Origin of the sequence: Pseudomonas baltica (assembly GCF_014235765.1) — a bacterium.
Classification (GTDB): domain Bacteria; phylum Pseudomonadota; class Gammaproteobacteria; order Pseudomonadales; family Pseudomonadaceae; genus Aquipseudomonas; species Aquipseudomonas baltica.
The window spans coordinates 151,365-173,101 of record NZ_JACMYH010000001.1 but is presented as its reverse complement, the minus strand read 5'-3'; the positions used below and the strand labels follow the sequence as shown (position 1 = coordinate 173,101).

Annotated in this window: 26 protein-coding genes; 9 read left to right on the top strand and 17 right to left on the bottom strand. The window is 59.2% G+C overall.

The window, feature by feature from the left end:
• Positions 1 to 2: 2 nt before the first annotated feature.
• Entirely contained in the window at positions 3 to 356 is a 354-nt protein-coding gene (locus tag H7993_RS00935; protein WP_185793123.1) for a hypothetical protein, read from the bottom strand.
• 64 nt (positions 357 to 420) lie between these two features.
• Here H7993_RS00935 and H7993_RS00930 point away from each other — a divergent pair, with 64 nt between their 5' ends.
• Both H7993_RS00930 and H7993_RS00925 read left to right on the top strand, forming a co-directional pair.
• Positions 421 to 1,281 (top strand): DHH family phosphoesterase, encoded by an 861-nt coding sequence (locus H7993_RS00930; protein WP_122477435.1) that lies wholly within the window; start codon positions 421 to 423, stop codon positions 1,279 to 1,281.
• Between the two features lie 50 nt (positions 1,282 to 1,331).
• A complete protein-coding gene (locus H7993_RS00925; RefSeq protein ID WP_122477434.1) occupies positions 1,332 to 1,574 on the top strand; it encodes a hypothetical protein in 243 nt (80 codons plus the stop codon).
• A gap of 16 nt (positions 1,575 to 1,590) precedes the next feature.
• On the opposite strand, the gene H7993_RS00920 is transcribed toward H7993_RS00925, so the two are convergent.
• On the bottom strand, positions 1,591 to 2,811 hold the full coding sequence (locus H7993_RS00920; protein ID WP_185793122.1) for a GGDEF domain-containing protein: 1,221 nt from the start codon (positions 2,809 to 2,811) through the stop codon (positions 1,591 to 1,593).
• Between the two features lie 282 nt (positions 2,812 to 3,093).
• Between H7993_RS00920 and H7993_RS00915 the strand changes: the two genes are divergently transcribed.
• The 3 genes from H7993_RS00915 to H7993_RS00905 all read left to right on the top strand — a co-directional run bounded on the left by H7993_RS00915 (position 3,094) and on the right by H7993_RS00905 (position 7,077).
• Positions 3,094 to 3,609 (top strand): sigma-70 family RNA polymerase sigma factor, encoded by a 516-nt coding sequence (locus tag H7993_RS00915; RefSeq protein ID WP_185793121.1) that lies wholly within the window; start codon positions 3,094 to 3,096, stop codon positions 3,607 to 3,609.
• Positions 3,606 to 4,562, top strand: a complete 957-nt coding sequence (locus H7993_RS00910) for a FecR domain-containing protein (protein ID WP_185793120.1) — start codon at positions 3,606 to 3,608, stop codon at positions 4,560 to 4,562. Before H7993_RS00915 ends, H7993_RS00910 begins: the two co-directional genes overlap by 4 nt.
• An 85-nt stretch (positions 4,563 to 4,647) precedes the next feature.
• Positions 4,648 to 7,077, top strand: a complete 2,430-nt coding sequence (locus tag H7993_RS00905; protein WP_425311985.1) for a TonB-dependent siderophore receptor — start codon at positions 4,648 to 4,650, stop codon at positions 7,075 to 7,077.
• A 45-nt stretch (positions 7,078 to 7,122) separates the two neighbouring features.
• Here the strand turns inward: H7993_RS00905 and H7993_RS00900 are convergent, their stop codons facing one another.
• Both H7993_RS00900 and H7993_RS00895 read right to left on the bottom strand, forming a co-directional pair.
• Positions 7,123 to 7,305: a hypothetical protein gene (locus H7993_RS00900; RefSeq protein WP_122477426.1), complete on the bottom strand. Its 183-nt coding sequence runs from the start codon at positions 7,303 to 7,305 to the stop codon at positions 7,123 to 7,125.
• 83 nt (positions 7,306 to 7,388) lie between these two features.
• Positions 7,389 to 8,228, bottom strand: a complete 840-nt coding sequence (locus H7993_RS00895) for an undecaprenyl-diphosphate phosphatase (protein ID WP_342345024.1) — start codon at positions 8,226 to 8,228, stop codon at positions 7,389 to 7,391.
• Between the two features lie 811 nt (positions 8,229 to 9,039).
• On the opposite strand from H7993_RS00895, the gene H7993_RS00890 reads away from it, so the two are divergent.
• Positions 9,040 to 9,885, top strand: a complete 846-nt coding sequence (locus tag H7993_RS00890) for a cell division protein (protein ID WP_206682949.1) — start codon at positions 9,040 to 9,042, stop codon at positions 9,883 to 9,885.
• Between the two features lie 137 nt (positions 9,886 to 10,022).
• Complete coding sequence (locus H7993_RS00885; RefSeq protein WP_185793118.1) at positions 10,023 to 10,679, top strand: AbiV family abortive infection protein; 657 nt, start codon at positions 10,023 to 10,025, stop codon at positions 10,677 to 10,679.
• Between the two features lie 173 nt (positions 10,680 to 10,852).
• Here the strand turns inward: H7993_RS00885 and H7993_RS00880 are convergent, their stop codons facing one another.
• The gene (locus H7993_RS00880; protein WP_185793117.1) at positions 10,853 to 11,128 is read right to left on the bottom strand and encodes a hypothetical protein; all 276 of its coding nucleotides are present in this window, start codon (positions 11,126 to 11,128) and stop codon (positions 10,853 to 10,855) included.
• A gap of 20 nt (positions 11,129 to 11,148) precedes the next feature.
• Positions 11,149 to 11,502, bottom strand: a complete 354-nt coding sequence (locus tag H7993_RS00875) for a LexA family protein (protein ID WP_185793116.1) — start codon at positions 11,500 to 11,502, stop codon at positions 11,149 to 11,151.
• 120 nt (positions 11,503 to 11,622) lie between these two features.
• On the opposite strand from H7993_RS00875, the gene H7993_RS00870 reads away from it, so the two are divergent.
• Entirely contained in the window at positions 11,623 to 11,874 is a 252-nt protein-coding gene (locus H7993_RS00870; RefSeq protein WP_185793115.1) for a hypothetical protein, read from the top strand.
• A gap of 781 nt (positions 11,875 to 12,655) precedes the next feature.
• Here H7993_RS00870 and H7993_RS00865 read toward each other — a convergent pair.
• Together H7993_RS00865 and H7993_RS00860 are read right to left on the bottom strand one after the other, a co-directional pair.
• On the bottom strand, positions 12,656 to 13,195 hold the full coding sequence (locus H7993_RS00865) for a DUF2514 domain-containing protein (RefSeq protein WP_342345023.1): 540 nt from the start codon (positions 13,193 to 13,195) through the stop codon (positions 12,656 to 12,658).
• Positions 13,192 to 13,848 carry a glycoside hydrolase family 19 protein gene (locus H7993_RS00860; RefSeq protein ID WP_185793114.1) on the bottom strand — a complete coding sequence of 219 codons (657 nt, stop codon included), beginning with the start codon at positions 13,846 to 13,848 and terminating at the stop codon, positions 13,192 to 13,194. Before H7993_RS00860 ends, H7993_RS00865 begins: the two co-directional genes overlap by 4 nt.
• Before the next feature lie 95 nt (positions 13,849 to 13,943).
• On the opposite strand from H7993_RS00860, the gene H7993_RS00855 reads away from it, so the two are divergent.
• Complete coding sequence (locus H7993_RS00855; protein ID WP_185793113.1) at positions 13,944 to 14,162, top strand: hypothetical protein; 219 nt, start codon at positions 13,944 to 13,946, stop codon at positions 14,160 to 14,162.
• 46 nt (positions 14,163 to 14,208) lie between these two features.
• Here the strand turns inward: H7993_RS00855 and H7993_RS00850 are convergent, their stop codons facing one another.
• Genes H7993_RS00850 through H7993_RS00810 form a run of 9 tightly spaced genes read right to left on the bottom strand, consistent with a single transcriptional unit; the run spans position 14,209 to position 21,735 of the window.
• Entirely contained in the window at positions 14,209 to 14,646 is a 438-nt protein-coding gene (locus H7993_RS00850; RefSeq protein WP_185793112.1) for a hypothetical protein, read from the bottom strand.
• Between the two features lie 4 nt (positions 14,647 to 14,650).
• Positions 14,651 to 16,855, bottom strand: coding sequence for a hypothetical protein (locus tag H7993_RS00845; RefSeq protein WP_185793111.1), 2,205 nt, complete (start codon positions 16,853 to 16,855; stop codon positions 14,651 to 14,653).
• On the bottom strand, positions 16,855 to 17,376 hold the full coding sequence (locus H7993_RS00840; protein ID WP_185793110.1) for a hypothetical protein: 522 nt from the start codon (positions 17,374 to 17,376) through the stop codon (positions 16,855 to 16,857). The genes H7993_RS00845 and H7993_RS00840 overlap by 1 nt, the downstream gene beginning before the upstream one ends.
• 5 nt (positions 17,377 to 17,381) lie before the next feature.
• Positions 17,382 to 17,885, bottom strand: coding sequence for a capsid cement protein (locus tag H7993_RS00835; RefSeq protein WP_185793109.1), 504 nt, complete (start codon positions 17,883 to 17,885; stop codon positions 17,382 to 17,384).
• Positions 17,882 to 18,433 (bottom strand): hypothetical protein, encoded by a 552-nt coding sequence (locus tag H7993_RS00830; protein WP_185793108.1) that lies wholly within the window; start codon positions 18,431 to 18,433, stop codon positions 17,882 to 17,884. The genes H7993_RS00835 and H7993_RS00830 overlap by 4 nt, the downstream gene beginning before the upstream one ends.
• 29 nt (positions 18,434 to 18,462) lie before the next feature.
• On the bottom strand, positions 18,463 to 19,983 hold the full coding sequence (locus H7993_RS00825; protein WP_185793107.1) for a hypothetical protein: 1,521 nt from the start codon (positions 19,981 to 19,983) through the stop codon (positions 18,463 to 18,465).
• 8 nt (positions 19,984 to 19,991) lie between these two features.
• Positions 19,992 to 20,804 carry a hypothetical protein gene (locus tag H7993_RS00820; RefSeq protein WP_185793106.1) on the bottom strand — a complete coding sequence of 271 codons (813 nt, stop codon included), beginning with the start codon at positions 20,802 to 20,804 and terminating at the stop codon, positions 19,992 to 19,994.
• A gap of 31 nt (positions 20,805 to 20,835) precedes the next feature.
• Positions 20,836 to 21,282, bottom strand: coding sequence for a hypothetical protein (locus H7993_RS00815; protein ID WP_185793105.1), 447 nt, complete (start codon positions 21,280 to 21,282; stop codon positions 20,836 to 20,838).
• Entirely contained in the window at positions 21,283 to 21,735 is a 453-nt protein-coding gene (locus tag H7993_RS00810; RefSeq protein WP_185793104.1) for a hypothetical protein, read from the bottom strand.
• Positions 21,736 to 21,737: the final 2 nt, after the last annotated feature.

The window sequence follows — 21,737 nt, the reverse complement described above, 5'->3', positions numbered from 1 at the left end:
GTTCAGGATTCCGAGGGGGTAGCCTGGTCCATCAGCTCGTCAACCGCCTTGGCGCACTGGACGCGATAGTCGGCAGGCAGCAGGCACAACTGCGGGCTGCCCAGGAGCCTGAGCTTCGCCGCTTCGGCAACCGCTTGCATGTCGACCCCGCGCAACGAAAATTCCTCGAGCAACGCCTGCATCGCATGGTGACGCTGATCCGGACTGGACGTTGAAATCGACATATTTTTTTCCACGATAAAGTGCCTGTGTGAAATGCGCTGCTTGAAATGACAATGACTGCCGGGGCCGGCGAAATACTTCGCTGTGGCGATGGACGGTCGCCGGACATTGAACGGTTCGGCGCTGGCAATCACGCGCAGGGCCCCGCAATCGCTTAGAATGCCCGCCTGCAATACCCGTCGATTTCCGGAGCCTTACATGATCGCAGCCCCTACAACCACGCTTTGCATCTACCACGGAAACTGTGCCGACGGCTTCGGCGCAGCCTGGGTAGTGCGCAAGGCACTTGGGCCTGACGTCGAATTTCATGCCGCCGGACACGGCCAGCCGCCACCCGATGTCACCGGCAGGCATGTGTTCATCGTCGACTTCGCCTACGATTACCAGACGCTCATGGCGATGGCCGCCCAAGCCCTTTCGATCCTCGTGCTCGATCACCACAAGACCGCCCAGGCCGACCTGCTCCAGGTGCCGCCGGCCGCAGCCTTTGGTGAACAGGCAGAAGGCGGCAACGTGCATGCCCTGTTCGACATGAGCCGCTCGGGTGCCGGCCTGGCCTGGGACTACTTCTTCGCCGGCCAGCCGCGCCCTGCCCTGATCGACCATATCGAGGACCGCGACTTGTGGCGGTTCAACCTGCCGGGCACGCGCGAAGTGCTGTCCAATCTGTTCAGTTATCCGCAGGAGTTTGCCGTGTGGGATGCGCTGCTGGCTGCGCCCGTCGAGACGCTGTTGGCGGACGGCATTGCGATCGAACGGCAGCGACAGAAAACCGTGGCCGATCTGCTGCGCGCCACCGCGCGACGAATGTCGATCGGCGGTCACGACGTGCCGGTGGCCAACATACCCTCACTGTTCGCCAGCGATGCCGGCAACATCATGACCCAAGGCGAGCCGTTTGCCGCGTGCTACTCGGATGGCCCCAAGGGTCGCTCGTTTTCGTTGCGCAGCACCGATGAAGGCATGGACGTGTCGGAAGTCGCCAAACAGTTCGGCGGTGGCGGTCATCGCAATGCGTCGGGCTTCCGCGTACCGTACGGCCACGAATTGACGCGCTGAGCACAGGTGGAATGACCACCGACCACCCCTATTTTGCTGGAGAGCGTCACATGCCGCAGGAACGACTGGATCTACTGAAACTGCCCAAGGACGTACGAGGCTCGGTTAATGGCCTGGTCCGCGCGTTGAATGCCGCCAGCACCAAAGCGGATGTAGAGCGCGAAGGCGCGCTTGAAATCGCCCTGATCCTGGGACTCGAACAGTCGCGCAAACTCAAGCCGGCCGATATCGAGGCGCTTTACATGATTTTCGACGACGCCAAGGAGGCACGCCTGCAGGCGTTGCAGAAGTGACCGTTCAGGTTGCCGTTCAAGCCGCCGCGCTGCCTTCGAAAGGAGCCTGCCGCAGGCAGTTGCGCCCGGCGTTCTTGGCGGCATACAGGGCCTTGTCGGCAGCACCTATCAGGTTGTGCGCCGTGACGTAGGGCGCGATGCCCATCGCTATTCCCACGCTGATGGTCACGCGTGCCCCGGCGCCCAGAGCGGGATGGGCAAGCCCCAGGTCCGCGACCGCCGTGCACAGGTCCTGCCCCAACTGCCTGGCCTGCTGGCTATCGGCCCCCACCAGCAGCACCAGCATCTCCTCGCCACCGAAACGGAACGGCATGGCATTGGATTGCCGGGACAACTCCTTGATGGTTGCACTGACCTGCTTGAGACAGCTGTCCCCTTGCAGGTGGCCATAGCTGTCGTTGTAGAGCTTGAAGTGATCGATGTCGATGAGGATCGCCGTCACGCAGGTCGCTTCGGTCCCTGCTGCCTGCCACAGCTGGGCGGTGACATCGCCCTGGTGCCGACGGTTGAACAGTTGAGTCAGTGGGTCGGTGCGGGCCATTTCGGTCAGTTGCACTTCCAGCAGGCGCCCGCGCAAGGCAAACAGATAGCTGAGTCGGCTCGCACGCTCGAGGAAATACGAAGCCATCAGCAACAGCACCACTGTTGAGCCGTACAAGAAGGCATTGGCGCGCCATGTCACCGGGTCCATGAATCCCGCGATGTGAGTGGTCAGCAACTGGATGCCGAGCATGCTGGCCATGGCAGCCACCGCGAAGCGAAATGGTAACTGTTGAATCATCGTGCAATACACCATCAACAACAGCATGCCTAACTGATAGTGCAGGCGATAGGGACTGTCGCTGTAGATCATCACCACCAGCGGCATCAACGAGGACAATACCGTGGCCAGCGCCGACACCGTCTCCAGCGCTCGACGTGAGGTCAGGCGTTGGGCCAGCAGCAGGATGGCAATGATCATTGGGGTGATCAGCAGCAGGCGCCCTACAGCCACATAGGCGAACACATCTTCGAGGGCCAACCAGTCGCTGATCAGGAACAGGTTGTAGATCACTGCACCGCAGATACCGGTGGACGTCAGGAACTGCAGGCGCTGGCGTTGGGTATCGGCCTCGTAGCGACGCTCCAGTTCACGGTCGAACGTCAGACCACCCATGCCGCTTGCGATGGCCTGCTCGACCAGTGCCATGGTGTGCGGTTCGGGGGAATGAGCCGGTTGAGCTTGAACGGCTTGCATGGGGCACCGGAAAATATGATTCAGAATTTTACTAGACTACCCCATGATATCTTAGTGCCATTATTGTGGGGCATTAGTTTGGCGCCAATGGAATGAACGGTCGTCGGGTTGCACCAGCGGTCGGGCGTGTGCGGTCTTTTACTGCGTCCGCTGTTCTGGTCAGGGATCAGTTTTCCTGGATGTGCCCGGCGAAGAGACGAAGATTCAAATCGCAGGTTTCAAACTGCGGGTCATCAGATGATAATGCGAGACTTTATCATCTGATGCTCCACGAGATCCTGCATGCACCTTTCGCACACCGGCCCAGGCTTGGAAAGACTCTATCAGGATCACCATTCCTGGCTCCGGGCGTGGTTGTATGGCCGATTGCGCAATACCGCCGACGCCGCCGATCTGGCGCAGGATACCTTCGTGCGCTTGCTGCAGCGTCGTAGCGTGCAAACCATGGAGCAGCCGCGTGCCTACCTGCGAACGGTGGCCCGGGGTCTGGTCATCGACCTGTGGCGGCGTCGGGATATCGAAAGGGCCTGGCTGGAAACGCTGGCGGAACTGCCCTGCGAACAGGCCCCCTCTCCTGAAACGGGACTTCTGGTGATCGAGGCGCTGGTGGCCATCGACTGCCTGCTGGACAGCCTGCGCCCCATCGTGCGCCGGGCTTTCCTCCTCGCCCAGCTCGAAGGATTGAAGTGTCCCGCCATCGCCAGGGAGCTTGGGGTATCCGTGCCAAGCGTGGAGCGTTACCTCGCCCAGGCACTGCGCGCTTGCTACACCGCGACCTTCGCACAGGAAACGCAGTGAGCACGCCATGTACCCTGGTGTCGCCGCAGATACTCGATGCGGCCATCGACTGGTCGCTCAAGATCAGCTTCAACACAGCCGACGCAGCGACCCACGATGCCTTCCAGCACTGGCTGGCGGCCGACGCCCGGCATGCCCTGGCCTGGCAACGCCTGCAAGGTCTGAATGAGCCCTTTGCGCGGCTGCCCGCCAGTGCCGCGATGAGCGCCCTGAACCGACTACCCACCGGACGCCTGCAGCGGCGGCAACTGCTCAAGCTGCTGGTGCTGGGTTCAGGCACCGCCGCGATTGGCTGTGGCACCCAACGGTATGCGCCCTGGCAACGCCTGCTCGCCGACTACAGCACCCGCACGGGGGAATTCCGTCGCTGGAAACTTCCCAGTGGCACCTTGCTCGAACTCAACACCGACAGCGCGGTGAAAGCCGACCTCGAAGGCGTGCAACGCGTCACCCTGTTGCGCGGCGAGATGGGTGTGACAACAGCCGGCAGTGGTTTGCCCCTGCAGCTGACAACGCCGCACTGCCGGGTGGATGCGCTTCATGCACGCTTCGAAGCCAGGCTGTTCGGGGACCACACGTGCCTGACAATCGCCGAGGGCACCGTCAAGCTGGAGGCGAGTGCCGGGCACGCAGCGCTCGAGATGCACGCAGGAGAGCAGTGGCTCGTCAGTCACTCAACGCTGCGGCGCACACCCGGGCCTGCCCCCGACCACGGTGCCTGGCGCAACGGTATGCTGATCGTTCGAAACCTGCCATTGGCTCAGGTGCTCGGCGAGCTGTCACGCTACCGGGTCGGTTACCTGAACTGGGAACAACGCATTGCCGCGCTGCCTGTCAGCGGTAACTTCAGTACCTTGCACGCCGATCAGTCGGTGGCGTTGATCGCCGGCGCCCATGGCCTGCACGTGCGAAAGATCACCCGCTATTGGTCCCACGTCGGCAAGGCAGCGTGAAACATCGATGCGCCGTGATGGGATTTCGAATCTGGGACGGCATAGCTCAGTGAATGCCTCACTCAATCCGTTCGAGATCCTCAAAGTGACCCAGCGCCCCTCGCCTCGCCTCCACCCTCGCCTGTTAGGTCGAACCGTCTTCCCTGCCGTGATCTGCTGGAGCCTCGCCGGTATCGCCGCCTCTGCGGTGCAGGCAGCCGACCTGCAACAGATCGATATCCAGCCGGGCAGCCTGGACAGCGCCTTGACCGAACTCAGCCGCAGCACCGGTGTGACCATCGTGTTCGATCCGCAACTGCTGGGCAGCAAGCGCAGCCCAGGATTGCACGGTCGATTCAGTACCGACCAGGCCTTGGACGAGCTGCTGGGCGCCAGCGGAATCGGCGCCGTGAAACAGGGCGATGGTTTCGTCCTGATTGCCCTGACGACCGCCGGTGTCGGGCTCGACCTGGCGCCCACCCAGATCACCGGCAACCAACTGGGCAATATCACCGAAGGCACCGGCTCCTACACACCCGGCCTGATCGCCACGGCCACCCGGCTGGTACTGAGCCCCAGGCAGACACCGCAGTCGGTCACCGTCGTCACCCGTCAGCACATGGATGACTTCGCGCTGGACAATGTCGACGACGTGATGCGGCACACCCCAGGCATTACCGTCTCGGCCTATGACAGTGATCGCTCCAACTACTACGCTCGCGGTTTCTCGATCAACAACTTTCAGTACGATGGCATTCCATCTGCGGTGCGCAATGTCGGCTATTCGGCCGGCAACTCGCTCAGCGACATGGCGGTCTACGACCGCATCGAAGTGCTCAAGGGGTCACCCGGCCTGCTGGTGGGTGCAGGCTCGCTGGGTGCCACGATCAACTTGATCCGCAAGAAGCCCACCACCGATTTCCAGGGGCATCTGAGCCTGGGCGCAGGCTCATGGGACAACTACCGCAGCGAAGTCGACGTCAGCGGATCGCTGACGTCGACCGGCAACGTACGCGGGCGTGCCGTGGCGGCCTATCAGGACAAGAATTCCTTCATGGACCGCTACGGCAGCCAGGCCGAGGTGTACTACGGCATTCTGGAGTTCGATCTTTCCCCGGACACGTTGCTGACCGTGGGCGGCGACTACCAGAACAATGATCCGCGCGGCTCGACCTGGTCTGGCAGCTTCCCTTTGCTCAACGCCGCCGGCGAGCGCAACGACGTCAAGCGCTCCTTCAGCAACGCAGCCGACTGGAGCAGCTGGAAGCAATACACGCGCACGGTATTCGCGACGCTGGAGCACCAGTTCGGTGATGGTTGGGTAACCAAGTTGCAACTGGACCACAAGATCAACGGCTATGACGCACAACTGGGCTCGATCCAGGGCGATGCCCCAGCCGTCGACGGCACGGCCCGGCTCAATGGCCAGCGCTACCGTGGCGAAACCAGCAGCGATTCAGCCGACGCCTATGTCAGCGGTCCTTTCCAGTTCCTGGGCCGCGAACACGAGGTGGTTCTGGGCGGTTCGATCAGCAAGGCGCATTGGGATGGCAAGGGCTTCTGGGACGTGACCTATCCCAACGGCAACCAGCTCGACTTTTTCAACTGGCACGGCAACGTCGACAAACCGGCCTGGGGCGCCGCGCAGCAGATCAGCGACGATGTCGTTCGGCAGACCGGCGTCTACCTGACCACGCGCTTGAACGCGACCGACGATCTGCATTTCATTCTCGGCGGGCGCCTGGTCAACTACACCGTGACAGGCAATACCGACACCTATCGCGAAAGCGGCCGACTGATCCCTTATGCAGGGGTGATCTACGACCTGGACGAACAGTTGTCGGTGTATGCCAGCTACACCGACATCTTCATGGCGCAGGATTCCTACAACCTGGATCGAAACCGCAAGTTGCTCGAGCCCGATGAAGGCGAGAACTACGAAGTGGGCATCAAGGGCGAGTTTTTCGAAGGCCGGCTGAATGCCAGCCTGGCCTACTTTCAAGTCAAGGAAAGCAATCGGTCAGTGCCCGATGACGACTACAACAACCTCACCCCAACGCCTTCCAACTACGCGTTCAAGGGTACCGATGCGCAAACCAAGGGCTTTGAACTCGAAGTCTCCGGGGAGCTGGCGCAAGGTTGGCAGATGCAGGCCGGTTTTACCCATAAAGTGGTACGCGACGACAGTGGCGTGAAAATCTCGACGTTCGAGCCGGAAAACCAGTTCACCTTGTTCACTACCTACAATCTGCCCGGTACGCTCGACCAGTGGACAGTGGGCGGCGGTGGACGCTGGCAGAGCAAGGCGTGGCAAGAGATCTGGAATTCGCCGCGCGATACCTACGAAACCTTCGCCCAGAAGCAATACTGGGTGGTGGACCTCATGGCCAAGTACCAGATCACTCCGGCGTTATCGACCACGGTCAATCTCAACAACCTGTTCGACAAGTACTACTACACCAACATCGGCTTCTATAACTCGGCCGTCTATGGCGAGCCCAGGAACGTGATGATCACCACCCGATGGGACTTCTGACGACAGCCCACGCCGTTCTGACTGCACGGGCTGTCCGATGAACTCTCAGGCAGCTCGACGCCTACGCATGGCGCCTGTGATCAGCATGACGATGCCGGGCACGAGCAGCCCGATTGCTGTCCATCCGAACGCTTCCTGACCCGATGCGCCAAGCGCGGCAAAGACGCAACCGACTGCAAGCAAAGGGACAGCGGCGATGTAGAAAGGCTTGTTGGCATTCTTGCCCATAACGGATCCTCCTGATTTCTTTCCATTGAACCACATAGCTTTGCCAGCTTGAAGCGAGGGCGCATCCTGCGCGTCGCAACAAGTCACACAGCGCTGAGCGCGCCCATGCTCAGAAGCCCGATGACGCCCAGGCCAAGCGCGATGCGGTAGTACACGAATGGCATGTAGCTCTTGGTCGAAACCAGCTTGAGGAAGACCACGATCACCCCGTAGCCGACGACGAACGCAATGATCGTTGCCAGCAATGTTGGGCCGCCGGAGAAAGTGCTGGATTCACCCCAGCTGCGGTACAGCTGGTAGAAGCCCGAAGCGATCACCGCCGGCACCGCCAGCAGGAATGAATAGCGCGCTGCAGCCTCACGCGTGTAGCCCATGATCAGCCCGGCGGTGATGGTGCCGCCTGAGCGTGATACGCCCGGAATCAGGGCCAGCGCCTGGGCAAAGCCGAAAACCAGGCCATGGGTCCAGGTCAGTTGATCGAGCTTGCGCTCCTTGCGCCCCATCTTGTCCGCTGCGGCCAAGATCAGCGCGAACACGATGAGCATGGTTGCCGTGAGGTAAAGATTGCGCAGGCTTCCTTCGATATAGTCCTTGAACAGCAGTCCAAGGATCGAGATCGGCAAGGTGCCGATGATGATCAGCCAGCCCATTCTGGCGTCCGGATGGCTGCGGCAAGAGGCGTCAGCCAGCGACTTGATCCAAGCCATGGCAATGCGCAGGATATCCTTGCGAAAGTACAGCAGCACTGCTGCTTCGGTGCCCAGCTGGGTGATGGCGGTAAACGCAGCGCCTGGGTCGCCGCCAGAGGGTAACAATGGTCCGATAATGCGCAAATGCGCGCTGGAGGATACCGGCAAGAATTCGGTCAGTCCCTGGACCAACCCCAGAATAATGGCTTCCAGCCAGATACTTAATTCACTCACGCCTCAGCAGCTCCCAATTAGTTTTATCAGTCGGGCTGCCGTAAATGGCAACACACAGGATACGTCGGGAGTAACTGACCGCTGGATCGGATAAAGATTCTTGGGCGCCAGCAATGATTTGAATTCGATACTTGAGGCTATGTCTCAGCGGCGCGAAATCGCCAAGAAGATCTACCGACGAGTCAACGCAATCGCGGAGCTGTCGAAGAATGGTTCTGGAACACATCCCCAGAAGTTCTGGAGCACATGCCTTTTCGATCGCCCAAAGAAAAACCCCGCAGACGTTAATCTGCGGGGTTCTCGATGATGGAGGCCGAGGTCGGAATCGAACCGGCGTAGGCGGATTTGCAATCCGTTTTTTTCTTTAGGCTTCATTAAGGTTATCCCCGGTAAAGCCCGGATTCATTGATCTTAACTACATAACCATGCATCTGCATTAATGCATATCTGGGACATCTGCTGTCCCAAAATTGTCCCACGGAAGATATTCCTCTGCTCCTCCTTGGCGTTCTGCCTTTTCCTACCTATTCTCGAAACATCAGCATGATCGTGCGCGCACCCATAAGCCGCGTAGCTTCGCTGTGCAGAGCCTTCTAGGTACCCACCTGTTGATCAGCACACAAGTGGCAAAAAAATCGGATTTCGCTACGTGCCTCGTACCGCTCTGCTGCATGATTTGCACAGAATGCTATCTCATCAGTAGGCCAATCGCCTTCGGCTGCCTCAATTCCGAGACGATTTTGCCAATTTCAGCTAGATGGATTTTCCACTGGCTTGTCAGGTGCACCTCAAACAAGGGAGCTTTTTCGCCATGGACCAGTCTGCTGATAGCAGAGATATTCCGCTTCCGATCCAAAGAGAGGTCCGGCAGCGTTGTGGCTTCGGATGTGTCATCTGCGGGATGCCTCTCTATGAATATGAGCACATGGAAGAATGGGCCCAAGTGAAACGACATATCGCGGACGAGATCACCCTACTCTGCGATCAGCATCATCGAGAAAAGACCAATGGCCTCCTTCCTAAAGAAACCGTCCGTGCAGCAGACGCTGCCCCATACAACCTGCGAGAGGGCACTTCGAAGCCATATGCTTTGCACTTCTCTGGAACAGAAGCGACGGTTGAGATAGGAAGTAATTCGTTCACTTGCCAGGACCAAGGTCACGGGACGGTGATGATCCCATTGATGGTAGACAACACAGCCTTGATCGGAATCATCCTGTCTGATGGTCATTTCTTACTGAACGTGGTCATTTTTGACGAATTTAACGCGCCAGTGCTGCACATCAGGAATAACCAGCTCGTTTACTCAATCACCCCTTGGGACATCCAGTTGGTTGGTACCACATTGACTCTAAGAGAAGGCGCTAGAAAGATTTTGATCGAGTTCGTGTTTTCTCCTCCGAACAAGGTAAAGATTACCAGGGGGCGCTTCCTGAGAAACGGGGTCGAGATACTCGTGCGACCCGACAACATCCTCATCACCAACAACTCAGCAGTTATCTCCGGTTGCCGCGCACACAACTGCTATGGTGGACTAATTATTGGCCACACCAAAATGGAAATTAGCGGTTTTATGGCTATCCAAGGAGTTCCTAGATATCTGGGTGATCGAACCGAGGCTTTAAAATTTGAGAGACAGTGCTTAGAGTCGCGATAGCATATAGTGCATAAATCCAAGAATAGTTAAACATTTACCATGAAACGACCTGCATTTTCTATGCTGTCGCCATGCCAATAAACACTGACGCAACCGATGCGTTCTAGTGAAGATCAAAATACCGCAAAGGACCTTTAATGCTCTCACTGGCACAAATAGACGACTACATAGACGCCCTATCGGCCAACGCTGAGTCCTTGATCTCGGAAGCCGAAATTCTCTATTCGCATCAGCACTATGCCCGGGCCTTTACGCTGTCACATATAGCGAGAGAGGAGATCGCAAAGTGCCTAATGCTTCAAGCTACAGGAGTGAGGATTTTAGCAGGACATAAAGTAGACTTCAAAAAGCTCTTCAAGAGACTGAGAAATCATGAGCAAAAGCTCATCTCAGAAGGATTACAGAACTGCTTATTCGCTTTAGGTGTAGGCAGTTCGGAGATCGGGAGCTTGATGCTGAAAAATGTTACAGCGGCCAGCGAGCATAGAAACAATCGAAAAAATGAATCTCTCTACGTCGGCTTCGCAGAGGGCCGCCTGTCGCAACCAGCTGAGGGCTTCAGTGAAAAACAAGCAGGTCGCAACATCACAATTGCTCAGTTTGCGCTGAGAGATCAAAAACACAACGTCATGCTTATGGGTAAATTTTCCAAGCGAGCGCCTATAGAAATACCCGAAATCAATCCGGTTGATTTACAGGGTGAGAACCTAGAAGCATTAATGGAGAGGTTAGCTAAAGCGCTTCATAAGATTCGCCAGATTAACCCCTATGGAGAGGATTCAGACACACCCTAGTAATGCAGCATTAGTGGTTAAAAGGTGCTCAAGGCCGTGATCGGCGTGCCCTCGCGGGCCTACCTGTCTAAATCGCAAGGGCCTCAAAGCTCAATTAAAGGCAACAAACGCAGGGTAGGAACCGCCAGTTTTAGACAGCCTTTCAGCCCTTTCTCCGAGCGTTCTGCTCACTCTCACCCCACATTCCTGCACCACCACGATTGCGCATAGAGGCATCCGTCCTCTTCTTCCAGCCCACTTAGCACGAACCCATTCGGCGCCATCCACGAAAGCACCGCCTCATGCAGCAAAGGGAGCTCGCCGGAACCAATGCAGTTCACGCCCTTCACGCTGGCCGTCTTCGAATTCCGGCCCAGGGCCTGGCACATCTCTTCGTTAATCCGTAGATCACCTACCGCTGCGGGCAGGCCACGGATCTCGACCGCCTCAATCGGTTTGCCCAGGCGCATCCTGCGCGTCACCTGGCACCTCATGGCTCGATGCCGTGCTGGCGCACGCTGTGCGTCACGACGCCCCACACGGTGAACTCGTCGCCTTCCATGATGAAGCGGTGGTGGTGGCCATCGCCTTCGGACTTCAGCACCGGCATGCCCCGAACATAGTCCAGACGCTTCACCATCGGCTCCTGATTCACCACCCCGATTATCACCTGTCCCTTCTTCACTTCCGCGCCCTTGTCGACGATCAGTAGGTCACCGTCGAATATCCCAGCGCGGGTCATGCTGTCACCGGCGACGCGCACCAGGTAGGTGCCGGGCGCGCGGATGCACAGTAGGTCGTCGAGGGAGATATCGAGGGCTTCGGATTGGAATGGGCTGTCCATGGCATGACTCTTATACTGTTCATCTGTACAGTATTCTTGCACCGGCCAGCGAGACTTTGCAATCCTGCGGCGAGGAACGGCGCAGGCGGCTATGATTTGCCAAGGACAACGGAGGCGCACATGGACACGCTGGAATGGCTGAACCTCACACCCAAGCTGAGTGACATCGACACCTGGGCAAAGCTCTGGTCCGTGCACGATGACCCCTTCCCTCACATTCGCTGCAGAACCTGCGATGGGTACCAGCAGCTTCGCGACTCAAGCAAGCCGTTCGTGCACAGTCCGACTTGCAAGCTGATGGGCGGTCAGAGCAGGTTCCCGTGGCGCGATCTGCTGTGGATCGTTGGAAACAGTTCTGGGAATGACCTGTAGGAGGTTCCCAACCAGATTCGGTTGGCGAAAAAGGCGCATTAAAACTCCCGATCGTTTTCCATGCCGAGCAGTTCGCAATGTTGTCTATGTAGGACCGTTGCGTAGGCTGCGGCTTCTACTCCAGTACTGAAATATGTCACAGCGCCGTCGTAGCTGGTCACCTCATAGGCATAGGGGCTGTCTCCTTGCCTGAGGCAGGCAGGTAAGATCTCGGCGCTGAGCGTTCGGACTGAAACACGCATGCTGCTGCTCCAAGGTTTTTCGGCGCGACATCCTAGACTATCTGCATACGAGCGAATACTGATAGCAGATGGAATGCACGCCAACATTTTAACAACGGACAGGGCTAGCCCGAGAGCCCTGTCAAGCTTTTGTCACATCAGTTGAACTATTGATAGGTGGAGATGCCTAGATAACACCCATTCTCTGGATCACCACCGTGAATACTGTCCATTTGCTCAATTGGCACCATGCTTGGCTGCTGAACGGAGACATGCTGTATTGCCGGCAATGTGGCGCGGGGCAGCCTGAAGAACTCGGTGACACAGTGTTTCAACATTCGGCGCATTGCTCTGCACAGGAGCTGCACCTACAACCTTGGAAGCATCTCAAGCACATAGTCGATACCGACGGCGAATAGCTTCCAATCCGCTTTAACGGCTGTGCTGATCGCTCACCCACCACATTATTCGGGTGCGTTCATAAATCCCTTTTGGGTTTCCCTATCTTTCTCAGCGCGCTCGGGCAATTGTGCGAACCCCAACGATGCGAATCGTTGCCGCTAGTTCACGGGCAATGTCTTCACTGTTAGCAGCGAGTCATACGCCTGCTCGCAGGCCTGCCCGGCTATTCGGGCTCGGTCATAAGCCTTTGCCAAGTCTCCCGCTCGCGCATCAGCGCGTTCGAGCAGTTGGGAGAGCACCATGGCGGCGCGGGTGGCTGACGTGCCTCGATCGGCAGAGCCGGTATCACTGGTGCAGGCGCCAGCGCTGGCGGCAAGCTTTCCGGCCTGGACGTGCAGCCGGTCGCCAGCAGCATCAAGGCCGCGGCCATCAGCGTCGGCAGCAGCGTTCTTTTCTCTCGCATCGTTTCCTACCTGGTTGGCCTCGCGCTGGAGGCGTTGTTCTTCGGTGCGCGCGGCCTGCACCGCCTGCGCACGTTCAGTCTGCTGGGTGGCCACGGCCTGCGACCGCTCGGCATCCCGCGCGGCATTGGTCACGGTGACGCCGTGACTGTAGGCGGCATACAGCGCAGCGCCACTCAGCCCAACCAAGGCCAGCGCGATGGCGATGCAGGCCAGCACCCTTTGCGAAGCGCTCACGCCAGCACCTTCAAAGCCCGCTGATAGATGGCTTCGCGTTCCTCCGCGCCCAGCGGCACACGCCCGGGCTTGCCGGTGTTGATGATGCTGCCGATATCGCCCAGGTTGCCGGCGTCCGCCAGAACATTCAGCTTCTGCGACGACCAGAACCAACCAGCGGCCATTGCTGCATGCCTGGGCTGCTCGAGCAGCTCCGGGCTTGCGAGTAGATCCAGCCCGAGCGATCGCCCGCACGCCTTGTAGTTCGCGCGTCCCGTGACCTGGATCAGTGATCGCCCGCGGAATTTCCACCCATCGCCTGGCTCTGTGTTGCCCAGCTTGAGCCTGCCCCACTCCCCGCCATAGATGCAGTTGGCAATGGACACCTGGTCGGCCTTGCGCGCAGCGGTCCTGCCGTACTGCCGGGCCTGGGCCTCGGTGATCCGCTCGCGGCTGAATTTGGACAGCAGCGCCTCCACCGAGTAATTCAGGTTCTCCACCAGGCGGGTGAAGTTGGTGGACTCATGACCTACTTGGGCAACGAAGGCTGCAGCCCTCGCCGGGGTGACGATGTTGAAGGTGGCCATGGCCGCATTCAGCACAGGAACAAAAACGCCGGCTGTCTGGTCGGCGTTGGGAATGATCTGCAGAAACTGCATCTCGGTGAGGGGCATACTTTTCTCCAGGCGAAAAAAAACCGCTCGATGGCGGGTATGGTGATTAGGCGTGTACCAGCGCTAAGCTGTGCGCTTTATGAAGGGAGTCAGAAATGAAGAAGGTATTTGCAATGCTGGTGATGGCGGCGCTCGGTGGCTGCGCTGCGTACAGCGAAAGAGGTACTGGGGAAGGTAACCGCGAGATCGGTAGCAAGGGCTACACGGTTCGTTGTGATGCCACACCACCAAACCAGCCTGGATGCTATTCACCGCCCCCGTCTTTTTCGTGGCGCCCGCTGGAAAGCATAAAGTTCAAGCTTGGGCAGAATTGATCCACGTCCTCTCTATGGGGTGACAGGGCACTGGGTGTTTCGGCGGTCAGGCGGCCGGTTCGCTTGCGGCAATCACTCCGCCCGGTGCTTCTTCGGCGGTTCGGCCTTGGGCCAACTGTACCTGCAGATCGGCGACCGTCTGCTGCGCTCTGGCAAGGTCGACCTGCGTCGTGCCCAGCTCACCACGAACTTGGCTCAGCTGCTCCAATTGCTGCTGGGCTAGACTGCTGACCTCACTAAGCGCCTGTTCAAGCACACCCACGCGCGCAAGTGCCGCGCTCGCTGCTTCACCCAGGATGTCGCTCAGCGGCGTCACGCCAGGATAATCAGCTGTGCCGAGCGGCATGGTGGTGGTCAACGTGCTGGAGATAACAACGCCATCGCGCAGCATTTGGTCGAGGTCCACCTGGTGCGCGCCAATAGAGCCGTCTTCATGCCAGCGGATGAGGGTTTCGTATCGGATTCTGCGTTCGGTGAGGGCCATAGTATTAGCTCACAGGGGTGGTGGTATTGAGGATCAGCCAGTTGGTGCGGTTGGACCTGCAGCGCTTGGATCCGCCGGCAGCGTCGGTCACATCTATCTCGTAGCCTTCGTAGGCCGATGCGGCGGGCAATGTTGCAAGGGTGTACTGCCCAACTTTGAACGGGCCGGATACAGCCGCCCGCGTCATTCGAGTTTCACCAGTCGAGCGGTTGATGCCCCAAGGGCTGTTGATGAACCCGCTGGTATCGGTGAACGCATTCACGTAGAGATCCGAACCAGTGTTGCCACCAGATTCGGCTGAGTTGCTGGTGCCGATGTCCCAGCGCACAGCGTTATCGGTCATGAAACGCAACAAGCGGTTCTGACCAGCATTGGCCCTGATCAGAATTGCAGCGGACTGAGCCCCTCGTCTGACACCCAAGTCGGCGTTGAAGTCGACCACAGCAGCGGTGACCGTCAAGGTGCCGTTACCGGACACCCCATTGCCACCGCTGGCCAGAATCCGCGCGTCATAGTCGACAGGGGTTGCCCCTGAGTGGAAGTCGATGAAGGGGGTGGACGCACCCTGCCATGAGCCAAGCTCTACACCGGAGTTGCCGGTGATACCAGCACCGATCATTGTTGACGGCGAGTTGATCCTGAGCACGTCACCCGTGAACACAGGACTCGCCAACGGCGCCTTGCTGGCAACGTCCTCGCGAATGCTCACCGTATCTTCGCACCAGCCGGTGGCGTAGGAACCGATCTCAAGCTTCGGGCGAGCCATGTCAATGACGCCATCGGTAACGCTCGGACCTGCATACGCCCGATAGAACACCCGCACACCAGCAGTATTGGCCGGGAGGTTTGGATAGGAGAACGAAATGGTCTGCGGATCTCCGGTCATCATGAAGAAACCACTTGCCGGAGCGGCAATTGCCGTGGGCCTGGAGTCAACCGCCTGGATGAAGATTCGCATCTGCAACCCGGCGGTGCCCTTCACCCTGATCGAAGCAGTCACCGTCTGGCCAGCGCCAACACGAAAGATCCGCGCCAGCGAGTTCACCAAGGACCGATAGTAGGCACTGGTTGTCAGGTTGGTGACGGTCAAACGCTGGGCATTTTCTGCAGGGGTAATGAACGAAGGCACCACCGACAGTACACCGGTCGAGTTTCCCGGACTACCTGGCCCATCAAACTCCCAGCCGTCAGCCAGGCGAGAGTCTGCGGCCGATATCTTCAAGAAGGCGCTGTTGTACGCCAAGTTCTGGCCACCGGTGTCTGCCAGTGCAACCGCCGTAGGCGTGCTGACCGGCTTGGACACATCGGGAGTGTTGTCCACGAGATTCAGCGGAGGCAGGCTGTCCAGGCGACCACGCTGCTGCACCACCCAACTGCCAATGTTTGAAGCGATCTCCGCCCATTGGCCGGGTGCCAACAAGAAGGAGTTCGCCTGAGCTCCCACCGACGAGTAAATCAAGGTCTCGGCAGTGATCGTGACAGGGAAGTCGCTCTCGTTGCGGAACAGATAGCCATAGCCGCCAGCAGGCTGCGTGCCGCCGGGCAGGGTCATGGTGATGGCTTTGGCAGGGGTCAGCCGGAGGCAGTAGCCAACCTCGCTCGCCAGCACCGCCCGGCCATCGTTGACTCCGATCACGTTACCCGCCCAGGCGCGCCGCGAGCCCAACAGCACTGTAATCTGGTTTTGGAGCTTGCCCAGCGCCTGCATGATGTTGTCGGTGGCCGCGATCACCCCGCCGACCGCGGTGCTCAATCCTGCGAGCAGAACCTGGCGCACCCGGTTGGTGGTGAAATATAGGTTGGTCGGTCCCTCGGTTACAGCATCCGTCGTGCCCGGGCTGGCGATGATCGGCGTGTAAGCCGAACCGGTCCACCGAAACTGCGAGCTGGTTCGGCCCTGCGCATCCGTGTACGGGTCGAGGGTGACGTAGATCTTCCCGGCCTCACCCGAGCTCGGGAGGTTGGCGAACGTGTTGTATTCGAGCACGTCATCCACATAGGACGGCAGCTGGGCTGCAGGGACCTTGCCGCCGGAATCCAGGTCAGCCTTCTTTGCCAGGGCATCCTGCGTTGGCTGGCTGACCGGCTTCTCCAGATCGGGCGTGTTGTCCGCCCGGTCCAGGCCCACGATGGACTTCGCCAGAGTATCCCCGGCAGGCAGTTGTTTTTTCACGCCTCCAATGAGGACGAGCGGAGTCCGTTCGGTCATTAGATCATCACCGGTTCATAGTCCGAGGTAACCAGCTCGGTCGCCGACTTGGCCACGCCCAGCTGCTGGGAGAGCTTGCCGTAGTTGGCGGCCAAGGTTTCGTCCAAGGGCGCCGCAATGACTCCGCCGGCGGTACCCAGGAAGTACTTGGTGCCCACGGTGAGTCCGGTCAGGCCCGAGTTCACACCGTCCATGGGGTAGACGGTGGCGCTGGCGGCAGACGCAACAGCGCTGGTCACGAAGCCATCCGCCTGGCGGCCGTTGGTGTTGTCGGCCTTGCGCGCCTTGAGCGTGCCGGCGTCGTTGAAGAAGTTGATGAAGTTGCCAGCGGTCAGCGGCTCGGACGCCGGCACGATGGTGGTGTTGGCGCCGATACCCAGGGGCATCAGGCTGGCATCGAGGCGGCCATCGGCGCCGGTGGCGACAACCTTGTCGGCATCAGCGGCACCGGCCGAGGCCTGCAGCGCCTCAACCATTTTTTGGAAGCCGGAAACGAGGCGAAGAAAACGGGGTGCAGGCATGGGTATTACTCCAGTTCGATAGGGTCTTGCAGGTTGAGGATCAGGCGGGTTGGCGAAACCGCCGCACCGATAAGCAGGTTGAAACCTTGAGTGGGCGGCACCTGGGTGAGCGCACCGTCGGCGCCCAGCCATACCCGGCCGATGTTCCAGGCCCAGGCTGCATCGTCGATGACGCCAGTGCGCTGGATATTCAGCGTGGCGCCGGCATCGGCAGCAGTGAGGGTGATGCCCAGCAGCAGCGCGATATGCTCGCCGTCGGCCTGGTCGAGCCGGAACACAACGCCGGCCAGCTCGTACACGGCCACCAGCGCGCTGAGTGTTTCGCCGGCCAGGCGCTGCACTGCGGATCCGCCGGCGGGGCCCGGGATGCCCACGCCGGGCGGACCCTGCTCGCCGATCGTGATGACCTCGCGCTCGATCAAGTCGATGGCAATGGCGTATTCACGCTCGAGCGCCGCGGCGCCGGGCTTCTCGACTTCGAAGGTGATGACGTTGGGGCTGCAGGTCATGTGAACGCCCCCGTGAAGTAGCGCGTGACTACCCCGCCGGGGAACAGCAGGTCGAAGGTGTAGGTCATGCCGCCCGGTGCCAGGAGCAGGGTCTGGGCCGCCGTCAGCGTGCGCGCGATGGTGCCCGGCGCCGTGACTTCCAGCCCTGCCCCCTCCCCCAGGACAAACAGCGCATCGGCGCCGCTGAAGATGGTGAGCACCGCCGTGGCATCGGTCAGGTCCACCGGTGGCCGGTACACCAACTGGCCGCCCGACGGCCTGAGCCCGACGGCCGATTGGCTGTTCACCTCGAGGCTGTCGGCTGATAGCCGCCTGGCACGGTGCGGCAGCTGTTTGAACGGCTCTCGATTCAAGTCCGGCATGCCGACTGCGCCGCGCACCCACACTGGCCAGTCCGAGGCCAGGCCGTGATCGGGCACCTGCAGCACCACCGGTGCACCGACAATGCCGGTGATATCCCGGTACACGAACACCGGCTGCATGATTCGGATCGTGTCGCGGTACGTTGCGCCCGGAACGACGGGCAGGTCTTGGCGGGCCGGCTGCATGGCTGGCTGCTCCTGTTTCAAAAGAGGGGTTAGATCCAGTTGACCGGCTTGGAAGAACCCAGCATCAGTTGACCGGTGAAAGGGTGATAACTACCGAAGTGAGGGCTGAAGTCAGTCGGGTGCTCGCCCACTGGTGGAATAAATCCATCCGGGGTAATCGCCCCATAGAACTTGTGCTTGGGGTAATCGGTGACAGTGGCCAGGGCCAGACAGTTGTTGCTGTACAGGTAGAAGTAGGTCACGTCGCTGACATTAGCCATGCTGACCCCCACCGACGGTCGAAACTGGCCAACGTCCGCCCACAGCTCGCCCGTTGCTATGATTCCAAATCCAGCCCGGCCGGTACCGATGTTCGGAAGCTGCTCACCGTTGAAATAGGCCGTGGTGTATACGAGGTCATTCAATACGCTTTGCGACGAGAACGTGTAGGACCTGGTCCAGCGGTAATCACCGTGAGCGATCGTGATTGTGAGTGCGCCCTCGGCGGCGGTACTGCCCTCAAAATGGTACTTGCCGTCGTTCTCAACACCGCCGTGCCCGTCGGTGTATATGAGGTGCACGACCTGCTCGTCAGTCACTACGTTGATGACCGGCATTGGCCGCTCAGCCCGGTACACACAACTGAAAGTGCACGGGACAGGGGTCTCACCCTGGAAAGAAATGAAGGGTATCCAGGTCTGACGCCTGTTTACCGAGACTGGACCGGGGAACAGGTCATCCCCCTTCATGACCTTCAACGTCGTGGTTGGCACGTAGTCGTAGAAATACCGGGTTCCTGAATTGGGTCCCCCATCCCCAAAGGGCTCACGGTTGGTCTCCACCCAGTTCCGGCTTGGATCTACAGCAAAGCCGTAGTCCTCTATCGCTATCGGTTGGTCATCCCTACGCACTCGGGTTTTGTCGTACAGAATTTCGTAGCTGGCGGCGATCTCACTTCCACTTCCAGTCAGCGAGACTTTCAGATAAGTGTAGGGCCGAGCATGGGGATCAAAGCCATTTCCCGCGTTCGATATACACCATGAAATGATAGCTGTGCGGCCTGTGTCGCTCACGCTATGCAGGCGTATAGAGTGAGTCTGACTGTTTCCAAAATCAGCGAAATATAACTTCCGATCATCTTCAGACAGCAACCCCACTTGAAATTGCTGAGTGAGACTTATCGACTCCGGCGCTCTGGTGAACTCGCCAAAACGCTTGAATGTAAGCCGGAGCGTTGAGGTGACTGGCTGGATATTGCGAATCGGCATAGTCACCGACCAGCGACTACCATCCAAGGCCTGATATAGCCAGCCAATCTCCTTTTCATAAAGCCGGCCCGAGGTAACAAGCGCTCGACCCGACCAGTATTGGCCGCCAGCCGGCGCTAGCGCCGCCTCGGCGTCAGAGATAGACGCTACCCCTTCCACTACAATCCTGTGATTGTCGCCGGGCCCTGCAGCATTGGCGGGTGAAAACGACAGTTCTTGTGTCGGGCGGGTAGCGCCATTGGGAAGTTGTAATGTCTCGGCGGTTATCATGCCATGCCAAGGCCAAACCAACGTTCGCTCCATCTCGCCCCCTAAACCTCTTGTATTTTGGCCACCGACCATCTGCTGCGACAGAAAGTAAGTGTGTAACGCTGACCAGTATTGGGCTGCACTATGATTTGGGTAACGTCTTTCAGCGGATAACCCTCAGCCGTGTCAACTGTGATCGTAACAACTCCCCCGGTGAAATTTAGGATCAAAAGTTCAACATCAACTATAGGATCCATACGGTTGCTATTACCTACTTCCTTAAGGATGAGGTCAGCGGAGCGCGTATTGTTGAAACTCCATGAAAACTTCCTGTCAGCACCGGCAATTGTGAGCGACGTATTATCTGATCTCGGGATGTAATCACTACCTTCAACATGATAAGTGCGTTCAGCTTGAGTCCAGAAGTTCGACCCCCCAACTGATTCGAGTGGCACCCAGCAATGAAAGCGATACACCGTAGCAGAGCTAACGGAAGCCCTTAGAATTTTGTCTATCCGCTCAGTATTGCCGCTCCCCACCACATTGATTTCGAACTGGACACCCGACGTGTTCTCGAGCACCAGCAATACTTCATAGAATCCGGGCTCGGTGATATCGGGCAGGACCAGGAGCGGATTGAATTGCCCGGGGGTCAGCCGCCACACGGTGATCGGCTGCTTGTGGTTGAGCACCAGCTCATTACCAGTCGCCACAAGCGCGTGCCCAGGGAGAGGGCTACCCCAATCCTCGACCCGAGCCGTGCCATGGGCGACCCAAGTCTGACCGCTGGCCGTATTGGTGTAGTGGGCGCCAATGCTCGGCGGTGCGACCTGTGGATCGGTGGTGCCGCTATCAGTGTGCTGAACGTTTGCCATTGGAATGTCCGTTTTATCAAGGCGGCGGGAATCAGGCCGCCGGTACGAGAGTGTTCTGTGCCTGGTCGGTAAGAGCGCTTCCGGCAGGGTCAGTAAGTGCGCCATCGGATGGCTCCGGCCCCGGATCAACTCCGCCCCCGCCTTCGAGCGCCGTCACCCGCGCGACGAGCGATTCAATCGTCTGTGCGAACCGGTTGATAGTGCCGGCTGTAACGCCGCAATAAATCAATGTGCCGGTTGGCCAGGCCCGTGCCGTGGTTTCTTCCCGAGCGCGGGTGACGGTTGCGACGCCATTGGCCACAGTCACCTCGATGACTTCCCACTGGGTCTGATCCAGTTCACTCGCAGAGTTGACCAGCGTGAGCAAGTACGTGCCGGCCGCCAGGCGCGAGAGCGCTGCGCCTGGCACAGGCAGCGTGGTTGCCGCGGCCGCCATGGGCTGAGTCAGCTGGGTGATCCAGTTATTGATGAAGCGCATCTATGGCACCTTCGCCGGCGTGACCGGCTTCGCGAAATTGACGGTGACACTCGCGCCATCGTTGTCGGTCATCACCAAGGTTTTCAGCGCCGGCATGTTGAACAGGCCATCGCTGCTGAGAATTCCGTCGGGCCAGTATTCGCGCTTGGTATAATCGGCCTCGGTAAGTGGGCTGGCGATACCACCCCCGGTGCCGACGTTGGGAGCGGCCCAGACACCGGATCCAGTCTGCCCGCCTATGCCGCCGCGGCGCTCGATCCGCGACAGGGTCGTGCTTCGGCGCTGCACTCCACCCAGGCGCTGGATGTCGTCGGCAATCTGGGTCCCTGAGCCGCGGCGCTCTGCTTCCATTGCCGGGCCAATTGCGCGCCGGGATAATTCCATGGCGGCGCCACTTGCCCGCCGGTTCGTCTCCAGGGCAACGCCCAAGGCGCGCCGCTCGGTCTCTGACATGG

What these genes read in the sequence shown, in the direction of transcription:
- H7993_RS00930 (WP_122477435.1), top strand. Translation starts at nt 421, where the DNA reads ATGATCGCAGCCCCTACAACCACGCTTTGCATCTACCACGGAAACTGT.
- H7993_RS00925 (WP_122477434.1), top strand. Translation starts at nt 1,332, where the DNA reads ATGCCGCAGGAACGACTGGATCTACTGAAACTGCCCAAGGACGTACGA.
- H7993_RS00920 (WP_185793122.1), bottom strand. Translation starts at nt 2,811, where the DNA reads ATGCAAGCCGTTCAAGCTCAACCGGCTCATTCCCCCGAACCGCACACC.
- H7993_RS00915 (WP_185793121.1), top strand. Translation starts at nt 3,094, where the DNA reads ATGCACCTTTCGCACACCGGCCCAGGCTTGGAAAGACTCTATCAGGAT.
- H7993_RS00900 (WP_122477426.1), bottom strand. Translation starts at nt 7,305, where the DNA reads ATGGGCAAGAATGCCAACAAGCCTTTCTACATCGCCGCTGTCCCTTTG.
- H7993_RS00890 (WP_206682949.1), top strand. Translation starts at nt 9,040, where the DNA reads ATGGACCAGTCTGCTGATAGCAGAGATATTCCGCTTCCGATCCAAAGA.
- H7993_RS00885 (WP_185793118.1), top strand. Translation starts at nt 10,023, where the DNA reads ATGCTCTCACTGGCACAAATAGACGACTACATAGACGCCCTATCGGCC.
- H7993_RS00880 (WP_185793117.1), bottom strand. Translation starts at nt 11,128, where the DNA reads ATGCGCCTGGGCAAACCGATTGAGGCGGTCGAGATCCGTGGCCTGCCC.
- H7993_RS00875 (WP_185793116.1), bottom strand. Translation starts at nt 11,502, where the DNA reads ATGGACAGCCCATTCCAATCCGAAGCCCTCGATATCTCCCTCGACGAC.
- H7993_RS00870 (WP_185793115.1), top strand. Translation starts at nt 11,623, where the DNA reads ATGGACACGCTGGAATGGCTGAACCTCACACCCAAGCTGAGTGACATC.
- H7993_RS00860 (WP_185793114.1), bottom strand. Translation starts at nt 13,848, where the DNA reads ATGCCCCTCACCGAGATGCAGTTTCTGCAGATCATTCCCAACGCCGAC.
- H7993_RS00855 (WP_185793113.1), top strand. Translation starts at nt 13,944, where the DNA reads ATGAAGAAGGTATTTGCAATGCTGGTGATGGCGGCGCTCGGTGGCTGC.
- H7993_RS00850 (WP_185793112.1), bottom strand. Translation starts at nt 14,646, where the DNA reads ATGGCCCTCACCGAACGCAGAATCCGATACGAAACCCTCATCCGCTGG.
- H7993_RS00845 (WP_185793111.1), bottom strand. Translation starts at nt 16,855, where the DNA reads ATGACCGAACGGACTCCGCTCGTCCTCATTGGAGGCGTGAAAAAACAA.
- H7993_RS00840 (WP_185793110.1), bottom strand. Translation starts at nt 17,376, where the DNA reads ATGCCTGCACCCCGTTTTCTTCGCCTCGTTTCCGGCTTCCAAAAAATG.
- H7993_RS00835 (WP_185793109.1), bottom strand. Translation starts at nt 17,885, where the DNA reads ATGACCTGCAGCCCCAACGTCATCACCTTCGAAGTCGAGAAGCCCGGC.
- H7993_RS00830 (WP_185793108.1), bottom strand. Translation starts at nt 18,433, where the DNA reads ATGCAGCCGGCCCGCCAAGACCTGCCCGTCGTTCCGGGCGCAACGTAC.
- H7993_RS00825 (WP_185793107.1), bottom strand. Translation starts at nt 19,983, where the DNA reads ATGGAGCGAACGTTGGTTTGGCCTTGGCATGGCATGATAACCGCCGAG.
- H7993_RS00820 (WP_185793106.1), bottom strand. Translation starts at nt 20,804, where the DNA reads ATGGCAAACGTTCAGCACACTGATAGCGGCACCACCGATCCACAGGTC.
- H7993_RS00815 (WP_185793105.1), bottom strand. Translation starts at nt 21,282, where the DNA reads ATGCGCTTCATCAATAACTGGATCACCCAGCTGACTCAGCCCATGGCG.
- H7993_RS00810 (WP_185793104.1), bottom strand. Translation starts at nt 21,735, where the DNA reads ATGTCAGAGACCGAGCGGCGCGCCTTGGGCGTTGCCCTGGAGACGAAC.